Below are 14,072 nucleotides of genomic sequence, written 5' to 3' on the forward strand. Positions count from 1 at the left end.
GAGGTCCGAACCAACACCCGTTGAAAAGGGTCTGGATGACTTGTGGCTAGGGGTGAAAGGCTAATCAAACCTGGAGATAGCTGGTTCTCCGCGAAAGCTATTTAGGTAGCGCCTCGGACGAATACCATCGGGGGTAGAGCACTGGATGGGCAATGGGGTCCCACAGACTTACTGAGCCTAACCAAACTCCGAATACCGATGAGTAATATCCGGGAGACACACGGCGGGTGCTAACGTCCGTCGTGAAGAGGGAAACAACCCTGACCTGCAGCTAAGGCCCCTAATTCATGGCTAAGTGGGAAAGCATGTGAGACGGCCAAAACAACCAGGAGGTTGGCTTAGAAGCAGCCATCCTTTAAAGATAGCGTAACAGCTCACTGGTCTAGATAAGCTGTCTTGCGGCGAAGATGTATCGGGGCTCAAGCCATGAGCCGAAGCTCGGGATGCACAGCGATGTGCGTGGTAGCGGAGCGTTCTGTGATATAGAACGCTGTCTCTTGTTGATCCTTATGGGACCAACGCAGAGACACTGTTCTTTCTGTGAAGCCGGGCTGTAAGGCATCCGGTGGAGAGATCAGAAGTGAGAATGTTGACATGAGTAGCGACAAAGAGGGTGAGAGACCCTCTCGCCGAAAGTCCAAGGGTTCCTGCTTAAAGCTAATCTGAGCAGGGTAAGCCGGCCCCTAAGGCGAGGCCGAAAGGCGTAGTCGATGGGAACACGGTTAATATTCCGTGGCCAGGAGGATGTGACGGATCTCGAAGATTGTCTTCCCTTATCGGATTGGGAAGGCCGTTCAGAGGTTCCTGGAAATAGCCCTCCATCAGACCGTACCCTAAACCGACACAGGTGGACAGGTAGAGTATACCAAGGCGCTTGAGAGAACCACGTTTAAGGAACTCGGCAAAATGCTCCCGTAAGTTCGCGAGAAGGGAGCCCCGTCTGTACGCAAGTATGGGCGGGGGGCACAATCCAGGGGGTGGCGACTGTTTACTTAAAACACAGGGCTCTGCGAAGTCGTAAGACGACGTATAGGGTCTGACGCCTGCCCGGTGCCGGAAGGTTAAAAGGAGGGGTGCAAGCTCTGAATTGAAGCCCCGGTAAACGGCGGCCGTAACTATAACGGTCCTAAGGTAGCGAAATTCCTTGTCGGGTAAGTTCCGACCTGCACGAATGGCGTAACGATCTCCCCGCTGTCTCAAACGTGGACTCAGCGAAATTGAACTGTGTGTCAAGATGCACACTACCCGCGGTTAGACGGAAAGACCCCATGAACCTTTACTCTAGCTTTGCATTGGCATCAGGAATGTGATGTGCAGGATAGGTGGTAGGCATTGAAACTTGGACGCCAGTCTGAGTGGAGCCATCCTTGAGATACCACCCTTCGCCTTCTTGATGTCTAACCGCGGCCCGTTATCCGGGTCCGGGACCCTGCATGGTGGGGAGTTTGACTGGGGCGGTCGCCTCCCAAATCGTAACGGAGGCGCGCGAAGGTTGGCTCAGACCGGTCGGAAATCGGTCGTTGAGTGCAATGGCAGAAGCCAGCCTGACTGCGAGACTGACAAGTCGAGCAGAGACGAAAGTCGGCCATAGTGATCCGGTGGTCCCAAGTGGGAGGGCCATCGCTCAACGGATAAAAGGTACTCTGGGGATAACAGGCTGATGATGCCCAAGAGTCCATATCGACGGCATCGTTTGGCACCTCGATGTCGGCTCATCTCATCCTGGGGCCGGAGCAGGTCCCAAGGGTACGGCTGTTCGCCGTTTAAAGAGGTACGTGAGCTGGGTTTAGAACGTCGTGAGACAGTTCGGTCCCTATCTGCCGTGGGTGCAGGAGGCTTGAGAAGAGTTGACCCTAGTACGAGAGGACCGGGTTGAACGAACCACTGGTGGACCTGTTATCGTGCCAACGGTAGTGCAGGGTAGCTATGTTCGGACAGGATAAACGCTGAAGGCATCTAAGCGTGAAGCCCCCTTCAAAACTAGGCCTCCCTTGAGGGCCGTGGTAGACCACCACGTCGATAGGCCAGAGGTGTAAGTGCGGTAACGCATTCAGCTGACTGGTACTAATTGCCCGATTGGCTTGATTTGATCCGGTAAAAGCAAGGCAAAAACCTTAGCTCACCGACAGACAGCCATATACAAGCACCAAAAGTCGCACAGACCTGAACAATACATCGATGTTCGCCAGTCAATACTGGCAAGTCTCTGTTCCGGTTTGGTGGTCATAGTGGTGGCTAAACACCCGATCCCATCCCGAACTCGGCCGTTAAGGGCCTCTACGCCAATGGTACTGCGTCTCAAGACGTGGGAGAGTAGGTAACCGCCAAACCTGATCAGAGACTTCTCTCTCCAATACGATGAAAATAAACCCCTCCAAATAACCCGGATGGGGCGCCAAAAAGGCAACAGACGCGGGGTGGAGCAGCCAGGTAGCTCGTCAGGCTCATAACCTGAAGGTCACAGGTTCAAATCCTGTCCCCGCAACCATCTCAAATTGCACACCGCCCGCCCCATCGGCGGGCTTTTTGCGTTCCAGCGCAATCGTCAGAATGCCCGCCAGATCGCCCCGTACTTCGATCTGCAGCTCGCCGCTCACGGGGTCTGGCGTCAGCACGATCTCCTTCACCAGTGAGCGCAGAACATCGGCGGCACTCATGCGCCGTGCCTCGCAATCCTCCTGCAGGGCCGCATAGAGTTCTTCGACCTGAGCGCGGTAGTGATGCGCCATGTTCGGGTGCAGCAGGGGAGGGGGCTGGTCCGCTTCGGTGACTTGTGCTTGCAGCTGCTTTTGCCGGACCTCCAGGTCCTTCATCTGCTTCATCATCCGCGTGGGCGCACCCGCCGCGCAGGAACGCGAAGCCGTGGAAGACCGTCACCGCCGGCGCAATTGCCCGCAACGAAGCGCTGCGGGCATCCAAATACCTCGGACGCGCTTTGTGGCGAAAATGGAGCGGTTGTCACCGCCGGAGCCGCGCCGAAACGAAAATGCACTGTCTGAAGCTCTTGGGGCAGCGCCTCATGGCGCGGGACTTGGATCGCCAAGTCGCTGAGCTACTGGTCCCTATCGCCGTCCTGAACGGCTACACCGCTCTCGGCATACCCGTCACAAAGGCCGTGGGATAAGTCCGTCTCGGGATAGGCGAGGCTCGACCTTCAGCTGATTTGGGCAACACAGCCATGTGGCAGGGACGGAATGATGAAAGCAACAAGCTGACATTGTTAGAGCGCGAAAGTGATTTTCATGGTTGCTCTTGATATCTGCTCAAGTAATAAATTGAATAATGTTGGCGGGGAATCCACCCCGCCGCTGGTGGCCCGCCGGGCTGTCGGCCGCCCGACCGTCAGGAGCAAAGACCCCCGATCCATGACCCACGCCCTCGGTATCCGCGAGAACCTGCGGCCCTTCCTGGAACAGCTTCTGCAGGTGTTCTTCGTCGGCCTGACCATCGGCTTGCAGCGCACGGTGATCCCGGCGCTGGCCGAAACTGAGTTCGGGGTGGCCAGAGGCTCGATGCTGGCGCTTTTCGGCTTCATCGTCTCCTTCGGGATCGTGAAGGGCGCGATGAACTTTGTCTCGGGCCGCATATCCGAGCGGGTCGGGCGCAAGCGGGTACTGATCTGGGGCTGGCTGATCGCGCTGCCGATCCCGTTCATCATCCTCTGGGCGCCGAGTTGGGGCTGGATCGTGGCCGCGAACGTGTTGCTGGGCGTCAACCAGGGCTTTTGCTGGTCGATGACCGTGACCGGCAAGATGGACATCGTGCGCGCCGACCAGCGCGGCATCGCCACCGGGGTCAACGAGTTCGCCGGCTATGGTGCGGTGGCTCTGGCCGGGCTTCTCACCGGCTATCTCGCCAGCAGCTTCGATCCGCGCCTGAGCCTGTTCTTCTTCGGCCTGGTCGTCACACTTCTCGCGCTGGTCGCCGCCGTGCTGGCCTTCACAGAGACCCTACCCTTCGCCCGGGCCGAGGCCGCGCGGCATAAGGCCGGCACGGTCACGGGACCGCGCGCCCGCTATGTCGAGGGACCGGAACACCCGACCTCGGGCCAGATCTTCGCGCTGGTCACATGGCAGAACCGCAGCTTCATGGCGCTATCGCAGGCCGGCAGCGTGGAAAAGTTCGTGGATGCGCTGGTCTGGGCGCTGGTGCCGGTGTTCCTGATCGGCAAGGGCGCAAGCCTGATCGAGATCGGCTGGATCACCGGCATCTACGGCTTCGTCTGGGGCGGCAGCCAGCTCTGGACCGGGCCGCTCTCCGATCGGATCGGGCGCAAGGTGCCGATCGTCCTGGGCTTTTTCATCTGCGCGGCGGGTGTGCTGGCCTTCCCATTCCTGACCGGCGTGGCAGCCTGGGGCATCGCGGCCGCAGTGATCGGGGTCGGCATGGCGCTGCTCTACCCGACGCTGATCGCAGCGATGGGCGATATTGCATCTCCGGCCTGGCGCGGCTCGGCCCTTGGCGTCTACCGCTTCTGGCGAGACCTCGGCTATGCCATCGGCGCCCTGGCGATGGGGCTGATCGCCGATGCCTCGGGGATGCCGGAGGCCGGGTTCTGGTTCACCGGGATCGCCATGGCCGTCTCCGGTCTGTGGCTGGTCCTGGGCATGGAAGAAACCCATCCCCGCATCAATCCCGCGCCCGAACCGGCGCTTTGATCCCCTGAACCGAGGCTTGTCATGAAGCATCTGCTGATCCTGAACGACGCGCCCTACGGCAGCGAACGCAGCTACAACGGCCTGCGGCTGGTGAATGCGCTGGCCAAGCAGGATGCCGGGGGCGAGGTCACGGTGTTCCTGATGGCCGATGCGGTCGCCTGCGCGAAGGCCGGCCAGAAAACCCCCGACGGGTTCTACAATATCGAAATGATGTTGCGGCGTTTCGGTAGCGCCGGGGGGCGCGTGTTGCTCTGCGGCACCTGCATGGATGCACGTGGGCTGACCGAGGCGGAGCTGATGCCGAATACCTCCCGCTCGACCTTGGATGAACTGGCCGCAGTGACGCTGGCCGCCGACAAGGTGATGGTGTTCTGATGGCAGAAGACAGGCTCACCCCCGAGGCCCTAGCCACCGATCCCGACCGTTATGTGCTGATCGATGTGCGCGGCGCGGAAGAGTATGCCGCCGGCCATGTGGATGGCGCCCTGCATATCCCGCTGGCCGATCTGACCGCGCGGCTGGCCGAAATCCCGACGAGTCGCTCAGTCGTCACCGTCTGGGGCAAAGGCGGCGGTCGCTCAGCAGAAGGGGCGGCGATCCTGCGGGATTCCGGCCGATCCGATGCGCGCTGGCTTGAAGGCGGCGCGAACGGGTGGTCGTCGCGGAAGGATCAGACAGACTGAACCGCGCGCCCATCTGCCCTCCACTCGGGCAGGCCGCCCGCCATCCGGCGGGCGGTCAGGCCCATGGCACGCAGCCGTGCCACCGCCTGATCGGACAGAATGCAATAGGGACCGCGGCAATAGGCGACGATCGCGCGCCCGCCCGCGTCACGCACCGCTCCGGCCAGCGCATCAAGCTGAGCATTGCGTGCGCCGGGGATATGGCCTGCGTTAAACTCGTCATCGGGGCGCAGGTCGAGCAGGATGACCCGATCCTCTGCCAACGCCCGTTCCAGATCGTCGCGGTCCATGGCCGTGGGCGGTTCCTCGCCCCCGGAAAGCCCCCTCAGAATCGCCTCCACCTCGGCCAGGTTCCGCTCGGCCACCTGTCGGATCTGGTCCATCAGCACGAGGATGCGGTCGTCGGTCAACCGATAGATCACATGGTTACCGTCGCGGCGCGAGGCGACCAGCCCGGCGCGGCGCAACTGCTGAAGGTGCTGCGAGCAGTTGGCCACGGAAATCCCGATCCGCTCGGCCAGGGCCTCCACCCCGCGCTCGACCTGGGCAAGCTGTTCGAGAATCGCAAGGCGATGCGGCGCCGACATCGCGCGGGCGATCGTGGCGAATTCTTCCAGCAGGGCGGCCTTGGGTGGAGAGGTCATCGGGGCTCGCTGTTCAAGAGATCGCTTGAATCATAGGGGCATGATGGCCGGGCGGCAAGCCGTTGGTCGTCCTGTCGATGCAATGTGGCGATCTGCCGGGGGCGTTGACAAATCGATCTCAAGAAAACTATCACTCAATTTAAGAATTGAATGATGATTCTGAACCCCAGCCCAAGAGATCACGGAGACCCTGTCGATGATCCGCAACCCGATGCACCGGCAGGTGCTTCTCCTCGCCTCGGCGCAGGCCCTTTTCCAGACTGTTTCGGTGCTGGTGATGACCATCGGCGGGCTCGCGGGGGCGCAGATCACCCCGCGCCCGGAACTGGCAACGATGCCCATCGCAGCGATGTTCCTCGGCACCGCGCTGATGACCTTTCCGGCCTCGCATTTCATGGCGAAGGCGGGCCGGCGTGCGGGTTTCCTGCTCGGCGCGGCCCTCGGCATCGCCGGCGGCGTGATCGCGGCGACGGGCATCTGGATGGCGCACCTTTATCTTCTGTCGCTCGGCACTCTCCTGGTCGGAGCTTATCAGGCCTTCGCGCAATTCTACCGCTTCGCCGCCAGCGAGGTGGCCGATGATGCCTTCCGGCCCCGGGCGATTTCGCTGGTCATGGCGGGCGGTGTGGTCGCGGCGCTGCTCGGGCCGCTGCTCGGGCGGATCGGCGGGCCGCTGATGGAGCCGGCCTATGTCGGTTCGTTCCTGATCCTCGCCGTGGTCTCGCTGATCGCGGCGGGGGTGCTGACCGCTCTCAGGATGCCGGATGCCAAGGCCGATCACGTCGATCCCCAGCAGGGCCGTCCGTGGGGCGAAATCGTCACCCAGCCAGGCTATCTGGTGGCACCTTCGAGCTTCTGGGCGACAACCTGCCTAATGTCGGGATCACCACAACCTTCCTGCTCGGCTCGGAGATCAACCGGCTGGCCGAGGTGCTGACCGACCGCACCCGGATCGTGTTCTTCGAGACGCCGACCAACCCGCAGATGGAGATCATCAACATCGCCGAGGCGGTAAAGGTGGCCAAGGCCGCTGGCGCTCTGGTCGTGGTGGACAACACCTTCGCTTCGCCGATCAACCAGTCGCCTCTGGAGGCTGGCGTCGATCTGGTGATCCATTCGACCACCAAATACCTCGGCGGCCACAGCGACCTGACCGGCGGCGTGGTGATCGGGCGGGGCGAGCTGCTGACCCCGATCTGGACCTGGCGCAAGAACCTCGGCCAGATGATGGCACCCGAGGTGGCCTTCCTGCTGATGCGTAGCCTGCGCACCCTCGCCGTGCGGGTGCGGCACCAGAACGACTCCGCGCTGGCGGTGGCGAAGTTCCTGCAAACCCACCCCAGAGTGAAGCGCGTCAATTATCCCGGTCTGCCCGACTTCCCCGGTCACAACGTCGCCGCCACGCAGATGAGCGGTTTCGGCGGCATGATCAGCTTCGTCTATGATGGCGATGCGGCCGCCACGGCGGCGGCGGTGGACAAGCTCAAATGCTTCACCATCGCGGCCAGCCTAGGCGGGGTCGAAAGTCTGGTCACCCAGCCGATCACCACCACCCATCATGGCGTGACCCCCGAGGAACGCGTCCGGCGCGGCATTGCAGACAGTATGGTGCGCCTCTCGGTCGGGCTGGAGGATGCAGAGGACCTGATCGATGATCTGAGGCAGGCGCTGGACTAACCTGTTTCGATGGACGGCAAATGAGAAGGCGAAGCAGGTTATGGCAATCGAGCTTCGCCACCTTCGTTTCTTCGTTTCCGCAGCTGAGCATGGCAGCTTCCGAAAAGCGGGAACCGCCCTCGACCTCTCGCAGTCGGCGATAAGTCGGGGTATCGCCGACCTTGAAGATCAGATCGGCGCATCACTTTTCACTGGCACACTTGGGGCGTGTCACAGACCTATGCCGGTCAACGCTTCCTACGCAGAACCCGTAAAGCCATGAGGACGATCGGTGAGGGCACTCGCGAAGTCGCGACTGCTGGACGGTCAGAAGATGGTTGCGTTGGCATTGGCATCTATTCGTCCATCGCCTCGGGGTTCTTGGCAGAATTGCTCAGCAGCTATGGGCCGTTCCACAGCGGGGTCAGAATTGAGATGATCGACGGCAATCCGTCCGAACATGTTTCAGCGATCCAACAGATACGACTGGACGTCGCTTTCATCACCGGAACTCACGACTGGCGCAGTGAGCTACTCCCCGATGCTTGGACAGTTTTCGAGGATGTTTAAGCTACTGCCTGTGCCTGCCGGTCGGTTTCGATGCTGTTGAAGTATGAGCTACTCCCCGGAAATCGGACAGTGACGGAAGCTACGATCTGACGTTTGCTGGTCTCCACGGACGAGGAGATCAGGCATGCGAAAACGCAGGAACCATGACGCGGGCTTCAAGGCGCGCGTGGCACTTGAGGCCATCAAGGGCGAGCGCACTGTGTCGGAGTTGGCGGCCGAATACGGCGTGCATCCGACGATGATCCATCAATGGAAGAAATCGCTGCTCGACGGGGCTGCGGACATCTTCGAGCGCGGCGGCAAGAAGCCCGCGACGGAGGTGGATGAAGAGACGGTCCGGTCATTGCACGCCAAGATCGGGGAGCTGGCTGTCGCCAACGATTTTTTGTCACGAAAGCTCAAGCCGTGGAGCGGAAAGTGAGGCGTGGGATGATCGAACGGGACCACCCTGCACTGTCGATCGGGGCGCAGTGCCGCCTGCTGTCGATCTCGCGCTCGTCGTTCTGCCACGAGCCGGCTGGAGAGACTGATCAGAACCTCGGCCTGATGCAGCTGATCGACCGGCAGTTCATGGATACGCCCTTCTACGGCGTCCGGCAGATGACCTGGCATCTGCAAAACGAGGGGCACGGCGTGAACCAGAAGCGCATCCGGCGGCTGATGCGGCTCATGCGTTTGATGCCGATTTACCAGAAGCCCAACACCAGCAAGCCGAGAAAGGGCCACAAGACCTATCCCTACCTGCTGGGCGGGCTGCGGGTCGATCGCCCCGGTCAGGTCTGGTGCGCCGACATTACCTATCTCCCGATGCGGCGGGGGTTTCTGTATCTGGTCGCCATCATGGACTGGTTCACGCGCAAAGTTCTGGCCTGGCGCATATCGAACACCCTGGAAGCGGACTTCTGCGTCGAGGCGTTGAACGAGGCCATCCACCGGTTCGGCGCGCCCACAATCATGAACACTGACCAAGGCAGCCAGTTCACGTCCTTCGCTTGGACAGATCGGCTGAAACGCGTCGGAACCCTTCAAGAACGGTTGCCAGGATCGCTGGGGCGGATCTGTCACACGTGACCGAACTCGCCTACGATCCATGATCAGAGCCGCACAAAATACGCGGATGTTTCGACCTTTTCACATTAAGTGACCGCTCGCATCAATATTCCCGTTGCGAATATTTCGATTTCAGGCATTTTGACCCATATAAGAACAGGGCGCCTGAAGCGTCCGAAACACGAGGCAAAACCCGAAGGACTGATCCCATGAACGCACTTCCCGCAGAGGCGTTCTCTGAGCGACTCCCCAGCAAGGTGGAGATCGCAAACGCCGACCAACTGCGCCGCATCCTCGTCGGCACCCTCGACGAAGAAGGCCGCACAACCCTGAACCTCGCCACCGAACCCGGTGAGATTGCCCAGGTCACTCTGACCCCCGCCATCGCCCAGACCTTTCTGGACGTGCTGCGTCTGATTGCCAGCGGCAAGGGTTTCCGCGTGATCCCGGTGAATGCACAGCTGACCACGCAAGAGGCGGCTGATCTGCTGAACGTATCCCGGCCGTTCCTCATTAAGCTGCTTGAGGAGGGGGCGATTCCGTTCACAAAGGCCAACCGTCATCGCCGGGTCAGTGCAGAGGCTCTGCTGGCCTATAAGGCAGAACGCGATGCCAGGCGGGCACAAGCCCTGTCCGACATGGCAGCCTTTGACGCTGAGGAAGGCTTGCTTTGAGCGACCGCGCCGACCGGTTCACCGTTATCCTCGATACGGACGTGCTGGTCGGCGCGCTCGTGCGCAATATCATCCTGAGCTTCGCCGAGGCGGGCCTTTTCCGCGCGCGATGGTCGAGCACCACGATCCACGGGGAGTTGGAACCGGCCATCATGCGAGCAGCGAATCTCGCCCCTGAGAAAGCGGCGCTGCAACGAGAGCGGATCGAGGTGGCATTCCCGGAAGCGGAGATCGCGGAAGATCCTGCTCTCGTGGCGAGCCTGTCCCTGCCGGACCCTGACGACCGGCACATCTTTGCGGCGGCGATTCAGACCAAGGCCGCGCTGATCGTGACGAACAACCTCAAGGACTTTCCGCAGGAGGCGCTCGGGGCGCACCAGATCGAGCCTATCTCGGCAGACAGCTTCATCGCGGATTGCATCGACCTTGCAGGGCCGGAGGCGATTGCCGTCTTGCGCAACCTTCGCGAGCGGTTCAAGCGGCCCGAGATGGACGCGGAAGGCTTCCTGCGCCTCGTCGAGGAACGCGGGCTGAGCCAGACGGCGACCATGCTTCAGGAATACCGCCCGCTTCTCTGATCGCCGGGCGTTTGGGCAAACCCCAACAACAACCACTACTTTTCCGATCTGAAAATCTGGTGAAAACGCCCCCGGTTTGGGGGGCGAATTACCCGTGTGCGGATCTTCACCGGGAAGGACCCGCGCAACCCCAGCCTGATCGTTAAGCGAGTTAAGGCTTTGATTTTGGTTAAGGGGGGCGGCACCTGCGGGGTGCGAATTACCCGCGTGCGAACCCCGTTCTGGAAGGACCCGCGCCATCAGATCCGCAGCCCGGCGCGCAAAAGGTCCTGTTCCTGCACCAATCCGCCCTGGATCATGCAAGCCGCCACCTCAGCGCTGATCCCGGTCGGCGGGATATAGGCCCCAGACTTCACCTTCTTGGCCCAGAAAGCCGCTGCGTCTCGCACTGCATCCGAGCGCGCGGCCACCGGGGTATCTGCCTGGTAGTCCTCCCAGCGGCGCTGATCGAGCCAGTTGTCGGCATAGGCCACATACTGAGCCTTGTTCCCGGCATTCTCTGCCCGATATCGCTCTGCTGCCTGCACGATCACGTCAGGATGGATGCCAGCGGCTACAGCCTGAGTGAACAGCTTCTCAGCCCTCTTCCGATCCCTCTGCCTCGGGTGAGCCTTCCAGAATTTCTCAAAGCCATCTGGCGTGTGTGCGGCATCGCCGCCGACACAAGGTTCCCCTATCATTCGTGTTTTCCGTTTCTTGCTCTGGTACCGTTCTTTCCTGGACCGTGCGCCCGGGGCCGATACTATGCGCGAACCGGAGGCCATGGGCCCCGTGGGCGGCGTATATTGCTTTGAAGTGAAGAACAGCTTTTCCCCGCGGCAAGGGCAGAGTGCCATCCACTGCACCAGGCGTATTGACGCAACTCTGGGGTGCCGCCTTTGGTCCTGAAGTCGTTAACTTTCGGTCCGGCCGTGTCTCAGCGTGCCGGGACGAATTCCGTCAAAGTCCCGAATCATGCAGGCGCTTACTGGTCAGATCGCGATGCCAGGGGGAGGGGGCGCCCGGGATGGAAGAGATCACCCACCACGCAGTCTGCGGCAGTGACACTATCCTGAAACAGGGCGCAGATCTGACTGCGTCAGGCCAACGGGATCCTGCGTAAGGCGAGCGCATGTTCTGCAATGGCAGAACTCGATCGCCGGTCCAGGTGATGGTTGCTTTCTGCATTAGTGCCTGTACTCGCAGGATAGTCGGTTGGCGAGCCAGTATCTCTCAGCAACCCCTCACAGGATCGCCCGTACCTGTGGCGTTCACCTGCGCGACCTTCGCGAGCCAATCAGGAGCATCCCACGAACCGTTACAGCGGCCAGCCACTGTGCAGGTCCGGCAACTGAAGCCATGGCCGCGTCACCAACCGCAATCAGCCTTCGGCAAACCCGGCGCGGTTAAACCCGCCAAGGCCGGTCACTCGCAGCAAGCGTGCGACGCGGGTAGTGGCGTGGCCGAGTGCGATGACAGGTGTGATGCCAAACGGAGCCTTCAGGGCGAGCGAGGGCGGCAATGCGGCATCGCTGTAATCGCGCAGTCGGGCGCGCTTCACTGATCGGACGCCAGACAGGCACAACGGGGCGCGGTGTGCAAAAAGCCGGCCCGACATCGGGCCGGCTTTGAGAATGAGGAGAAAACCCTGCGCCGGAGCGACCCGCGGATCTTTGGAGACCGGGATCGGAATGCTCAGGATGCGCCGTGTTATCTGAGCAAGGCGTAGCAACAGCCGGGCAGCATCTTCGTAGTTACGTCTCAGGCGCTCTCAGACAGGGAGGTCAATAGCCGCTTTTACGGATCAGGAGGTTCAGACGCTTGGTCAGCTCTTCTGAATTACCGACGATGCTCATGTCTGAGCAGACCTGATAGGCGATATAGCTTGCCTGATCGCGCGGCATTTTCGGGCGAACTTCCTGAATGAAATCAATAAAAGCTGTATGGGTCTCGTTGATGATAGCCCAGTGCGGCATCGGGCCGCGATTGCAGGGCTGATCGAAAACCCGGGAATTTTGTGCGACTGCGGGAACAGCAAGGCAGGCGACCGCGGCCGCAACTGTCACGATTTTGTACATTCTGGCACTCCGGTCTCTGGATAGATGTCCGCGAGACTCTTGCGCTCTGGAAGGGAGTGAGTCCAGCAAATTGCTGGTAAATTCATGCTTTCAACGTGGAAACTAACTGGCGCGTGAACGGAAACGGCCAGCGCGCAGGCTATGATGCCGGGGATCCCAGGTGGTTTGCCCTGCCTGCCGGGGCACGTTTGCCCGTGGAACAGGAGGGCTTAGCCTCGCTGCACAACCTTGCGGATGATTGTGGCGCAGATGTGTCATTGTCTGGGCGAGTTTCGGACAGGACAAGACGTCACTGGCGCGGCGGCGTACCCGTCGCGCAGAATGAAATTCCCCAACCTGTCGCGATTGCCGGCAGAATGACTTGAATTTCCGGCTCCGGGCCAGTATCTCGGCGCGAATGGCCGCCAGGACCGGAGCTTTCAAAAGCTTTCTGACCGGGGCGGTTTTGGGAATTATCTCGGGATACCGCAGTCATGGCGACGACCAATCCTCTTCAGTTCCTTCAGCAGGTTCGCGGCGAAGTGGGCAAGATCCACTGGCCGAAGCGCCGTGAGGTGGTGCTGACGACGATCATGGTCTTCATCCTCTCGGCGCTGGCGGCGACCTTTTTCAGCCTTACGGATCTGGCGATCCGCTGGGGGCTGGAGCTGATCATCGGCGTCTGACCGGGGATGGGCGGGCGGCCCGGACGGGCCGCCGGGCAGGCCGGTACGCCGGTTAGGACTTGATCGGGGCGGCGTGAGCGGATATTCCGCGCCGACGTCTCGGTCACGGGCGCGCATCGATTCGGGATGCGCGCTGTTTTTTGTTCGGAGCGGCAGGCGGATCGGCAGTTTGCAGATCGGGTCGGCAACAGGAATTCGGGAGGCAATCCTCCCAGGCAGTCAGAAGGTGGAAGCGAGACCATGGCAAAACGCTGGTATTCGGTGAGCGTCCTCTCGAACTTCGAGAAGAAGGTTGCCGAGCAGATCCGGACCGCCGTGGACGAAGCGGCCCTGCAGGAAGAAATCGACGAGATCCTCGTGCCCACCGAAGAGGTGATCGAGGTGCGTCGCGGCAAGAAGGTGACGTCTGAACGTCGCATCATGCCCGGCTATGTGCTGGTGCATATGGAAATGACCTCGCGCGGGTATCACCTGATATCGTCGATCAACCGCGTCACCGGCTTCCTTGGCCCTCAGGGCAAGCCGATGCCGATGCGGGATGCCGAGGTTGCCGGGATGCAAAGCAACAGCGCCCAGAAGGGCGAAGTCGCGCCGAGGAACCTGATCCGGTTCGATATCGGCGAGAAGGTCAAGGTTACCGACGGGCCGTTCGACGGCTTTGAAGGGATGGTCGAAGAGGTGGATGAGGCGGAAAGCCGTCTCAAGGTCTCGGTTTCGATCTTCGGCCGGGCAACCCCGGTCGAGCTGGAATTCACTCAGGTCGTGAAGTTCTGACCTTCGGGTCCTGAGTGTATCGCGCGGAAGGCGAGCGCCTGTTTCAGAGGGCTGAACCAGGTG

At 61.1% G+C, this 14,072-nt stretch carries 16 protein-coding genes, 1 tRNA gene, 2 rRNA genes and 1 pseudogene (1 of these 20 cut by a window edge); 16 read left to right on the forward strand and 4 right to left on the reverse strand.

What is annotated here, in order from left to right; genetic code table 11:
• The 7 genes and pseudogenes from BLW25_RS01935 to BLW25_RS01970 all read left to right on the forward strand — a co-directional run.
• Positions 1 to 2,089 (forward strand): 23S ribosomal RNA (locus tag BLW25_RS01935) (it extends 748 nt beyond the left edge of the window).
• 126 nt (positions 2,090 to 2,215) lie between these two features.
• Positions 2,216 to 2,330: ribosomal RNA gene (gene rrf / locus BLW25_RS01940) — 5S ribosomal RNA — on the forward strand.
• A gap of 81 nt (positions 2,331 to 2,411) precedes the next feature.
• A tRNA-Met gene (locus BLW25_RS01945) sits at positions 2,412 to 2,488 on the forward strand.
• Positions 2,489 to 2,839: 351 nt separating this feature from the next.
• Positions 2,840 to 3,124, forward strand: a pseudogene (locus tag BLW25_RS01955) (IS5/IS1182 family transposase); the annotation flags it as partial.
• A 241-nt stretch (positions 3,125 to 3,365) separates the two neighbouring features.
• Positions 3,366 to 4,658, forward strand: a complete 1,293-nt coding sequence (locus BLW25_RS01960; protein ID WP_092895849.1) for an MFS transporter — start codon at positions 3,366 to 3,368, stop codon at positions 4,656 to 4,658.
• Positions 4,659 to 4,679: 21 nt separating this feature from the next.
• Positions 4,680 to 5,033 (forward strand): DsrE/DsrF/TusD sulfur relay family protein, encoded by a 354-nt coding sequence (locus BLW25_RS01965; protein WP_092895851.1) that lies wholly within the window; start codon positions 4,680 to 4,682, stop codon positions 5,031 to 5,033.
• Positions 5,033 to 5,341: a rhodanese-like domain-containing protein gene (locus tag BLW25_RS01970; protein WP_092895853.1), complete on the forward strand. Its 309-nt coding sequence runs from the start codon at positions 5,033 to 5,035 to the stop codon at positions 5,339 to 5,341. The genes BLW25_RS01965 and BLW25_RS01970 overlap by 1 nt, the downstream gene beginning before the upstream one ends.
• On the opposite strand, the gene BLW25_RS01975 is transcribed toward BLW25_RS01970, so the two are convergent.
• Positions 5,329 to 5,985, reverse strand: a complete 657-nt coding sequence (locus tag BLW25_RS01975; RefSeq protein WP_092895855.1) for an ArsR/SmtB family transcription factor — start codon at positions 5,983 to 5,985, stop codon at positions 5,329 to 5,331. The genes BLW25_RS01970 and BLW25_RS01975 overlap by 13 nt on opposite strands.
• A gap of 196 nt (positions 5,986 to 6,181) precedes the next feature.
• Between BLW25_RS01975 and BLW25_RS24840 the strand changes: the two genes are divergently transcribed.
• The 7 genes from BLW25_RS24840 (at position 6,182) to BLW25_RS02010 (ending at position 10,513) form a co-directional block, all read left to right on the forward strand.
• Positions 6,182 to 6,922, forward strand: coding sequence for an MFS transporter (locus BLW25_RS24840; protein ID WP_092901344.1), 741 nt, complete (start codon positions 6,182 to 6,184; stop codon positions 6,920 to 6,922).
• Positions 6,868 to 7,662 carry a trans-sulfuration enzyme family protein gene (locus BLW25_RS01985; RefSeq protein ID WP_253188519.1) on the forward strand — a complete coding sequence of 265 codons (795 nt, stop codon included), beginning with the start codon at positions 6,868 to 6,870 and terminating at the stop codon, positions 7,660 to 7,662. Before BLW25_RS24840 ends, BLW25_RS01985 begins: the two co-directional genes overlap by 55 nt.
• A 40-nt stretch (positions 7,663 to 7,702) precedes the next feature.
• Positions 7,703 to 7,924 (forward strand): helix-turn-helix domain-containing protein, encoded by a 222-nt coding sequence (locus BLW25_RS25290; RefSeq protein WP_216279313.1) that lies wholly within the window; start codon positions 7,703 to 7,705, stop codon positions 7,922 to 7,924.
• A 411-nt stretch (positions 7,925 to 8,335) separates the two neighbouring features.
• Positions 8,336 to 8,632 (forward strand): transposase, encoded by a 297-nt coding sequence (locus BLW25_RS01995; protein WP_092895859.1) that lies wholly within the window; start codon positions 8,336 to 8,338, stop codon positions 8,630 to 8,632.
• Positions 8,633 to 8,640: 8 nt separating this feature from the next.
• Positions 8,641 to 9,282: an IS3 family transposase gene (locus BLW25_RS02000; protein WP_092895861.1), complete on the forward strand. Its 642-nt coding sequence runs from the start codon at positions 8,641 to 8,643 to the stop codon at positions 9,280 to 9,282.
• A gap of 188 nt (positions 9,283 to 9,470) precedes the next feature.
• Positions 9,471 to 9,935: a helix-turn-helix domain-containing protein gene (locus BLW25_RS02005; RefSeq protein ID WP_092895863.1), complete on the forward strand. Its 465-nt coding sequence runs from the start codon at positions 9,471 to 9,473 to the stop codon at positions 9,933 to 9,935.
• Positions 9,932 to 10,513: a PIN domain-containing protein gene (locus BLW25_RS02010; protein WP_092895865.1), complete on the forward strand. Its 582-nt coding sequence runs from the start codon at positions 9,932 to 9,934 to the stop codon at positions 10,511 to 10,513. The genes BLW25_RS02005 and BLW25_RS02010 overlap by 4 nt, the downstream gene beginning before the upstream one ends.
• Positions 10,514 to 10,752: 239 nt before the next feature.
• Here BLW25_RS02010 and BLW25_RS23835 read toward each other — a convergent pair whose 3' ends face one another.
• The 3 genes from BLW25_RS23835 to BLW25_RS02020 all read right to left on the reverse strand — a co-directional run bounded on the left by BLW25_RS23835 (position 10,753) and on the right by BLW25_RS02020 (position 12,570).
• Positions 10,753 to 10,986, reverse strand: coding sequence for a hypothetical protein (locus tag BLW25_RS23835; RefSeq protein WP_143040414.1), 234 nt, complete (start codon positions 10,984 to 10,986; stop codon positions 10,753 to 10,755).
• Positions 10,987 to 11,873: 887 nt separating this feature from the next.
• Positions 11,874 to 12,053 (reverse strand): hypothetical protein, encoded by a 180-nt coding sequence (locus tag BLW25_RS23840; protein WP_143040415.1) that lies wholly within the window; start codon positions 12,051 to 12,053, stop codon positions 11,874 to 11,876.
• A 223-nt stretch (positions 12,054 to 12,276) separates the two neighbouring features.
• Positions 12,277 to 12,570, reverse strand: a complete 294-nt coding sequence (locus BLW25_RS02020) for a hypothetical protein (RefSeq protein WP_092895869.1) — start codon at positions 12,568 to 12,570, stop codon at positions 12,277 to 12,279.
• A 473-nt stretch (positions 12,571 to 13,043) separates the two neighbouring features.
• Here BLW25_RS02020 and secE point away from each other — a divergent pair, with 473 nt between their 5' ends.
• Together secE and nusG are read left to right on the forward strand one after the other, a co-directional pair.
• Positions 13,044 to 13,235, forward strand: coding sequence for a preprotein translocase subunit SecE (secE, locus tag BLW25_RS02025; RefSeq protein WP_092895871.1), 192 nt, complete (start codon positions 13,044 to 13,046; stop codon positions 13,233 to 13,235).
• Between the two features lie 240 nt (positions 13,236 to 13,475).
• Positions 13,476 to 14,009: a transcription termination/antitermination protein NusG gene (gene nusG, locus BLW25_RS02030; protein WP_092895873.1), complete on the forward strand. Its 534-nt coding sequence runs from the start codon at positions 13,476 to 13,478 to the stop codon at positions 14,007 to 14,009.
• Positions 14,010 to 14,072: the final 63 nt, after the last annotated feature.

The organism is Rhodobacter sp. 24-YEA-8 (assembly GCF_900105075.1).
Classification (GTDB): Bacteria; Pseudomonadota; Alphaproteobacteria; order Rhodobacterales; family Rhodobacteraceae; genus Pseudogemmobacter.

What these genes read in the sequence shown, in the direction of transcription:
- BLW25_RS01960 (WP_092895849.1), top strand. Translation starts at nt 3,366, where the DNA reads ATGACCCACGCCCTCGGTATCCGCGAGAACCTGCGGCCCTTCCTGGAA.
- BLW25_RS01965 (WP_092895851.1), top strand. Translation starts at nt 4,680, where the DNA reads ATGAAGCATCTGCTGATCCTGAACGACGCGCCCTACGGCAGCGAACGC.
- BLW25_RS01970 (WP_092895853.1), top strand. Translation starts at nt 5,033, where the DNA reads ATGGCAGAAGACAGGCTCACCCCCGAGGCCCTAGCCACCGATCCCGAC.
- BLW25_RS01975 (WP_092895855.1), bottom strand. Translation starts at nt 5,985, where the DNA reads ATGACCTCTCCACCCAAGGCCGCCCTGCTGGAAGAATTCGCCACGATC.
- BLW25_RS24840 (WP_092901344.1), top strand. Translation starts at nt 6,182, where the DNA reads ATGATCCGCAACCCGATGCACCGGCAGGTGCTTCTCCTCGCCTCGGCG.
- BLW25_RS25290 (WP_216279313.1), top strand. Translation starts at nt 7,703, where the DNA reads ATGGCAATCGAGCTTCGCCACCTTCGTTTCTTCGTTTCCGCAGCTGAG.
- BLW25_RS01995 (WP_092895859.1), top strand. Translation starts at nt 8,336, where the DNA reads ATGCGAAAACGCAGGAACCATGACGCGGGCTTCAAGGCGCGCGTGGCA.
- BLW25_RS02000 (WP_092895861.1), top strand. Translation starts at nt 8,641, where the DNA reads ATGATCGAACGGGACCACCCTGCACTGTCGATCGGGGCGCAGTGCCGC.
- BLW25_RS02005 (WP_092895863.1), top strand. Translation starts at nt 9,471, where the DNA reads ATGAACGCACTTCCCGCAGAGGCGTTCTCTGAGCGACTCCCCAGCAAG.
- BLW25_RS02020 (WP_092895869.1), bottom strand. Translation starts at nt 12,570, where the DNA reads ATGTACAAAATCGTGACAGTTGCGGCCGCGGTCGCCTGCCTTGCTGTT.
- secE (WP_092895871.1), top strand. Translation starts at nt 13,044, where the DNA reads ATGGCGACGACCAATCCTCTTCAGTTCCTTCAGCAGGTTCGCGGCGAA.
- nusG (WP_092895873.1), top strand. Translation starts at nt 13,476, where the DNA reads ATGGCAAAACGCTGGTATTCGGTGAGCGTCCTCTCGAACTTCGAGAAG.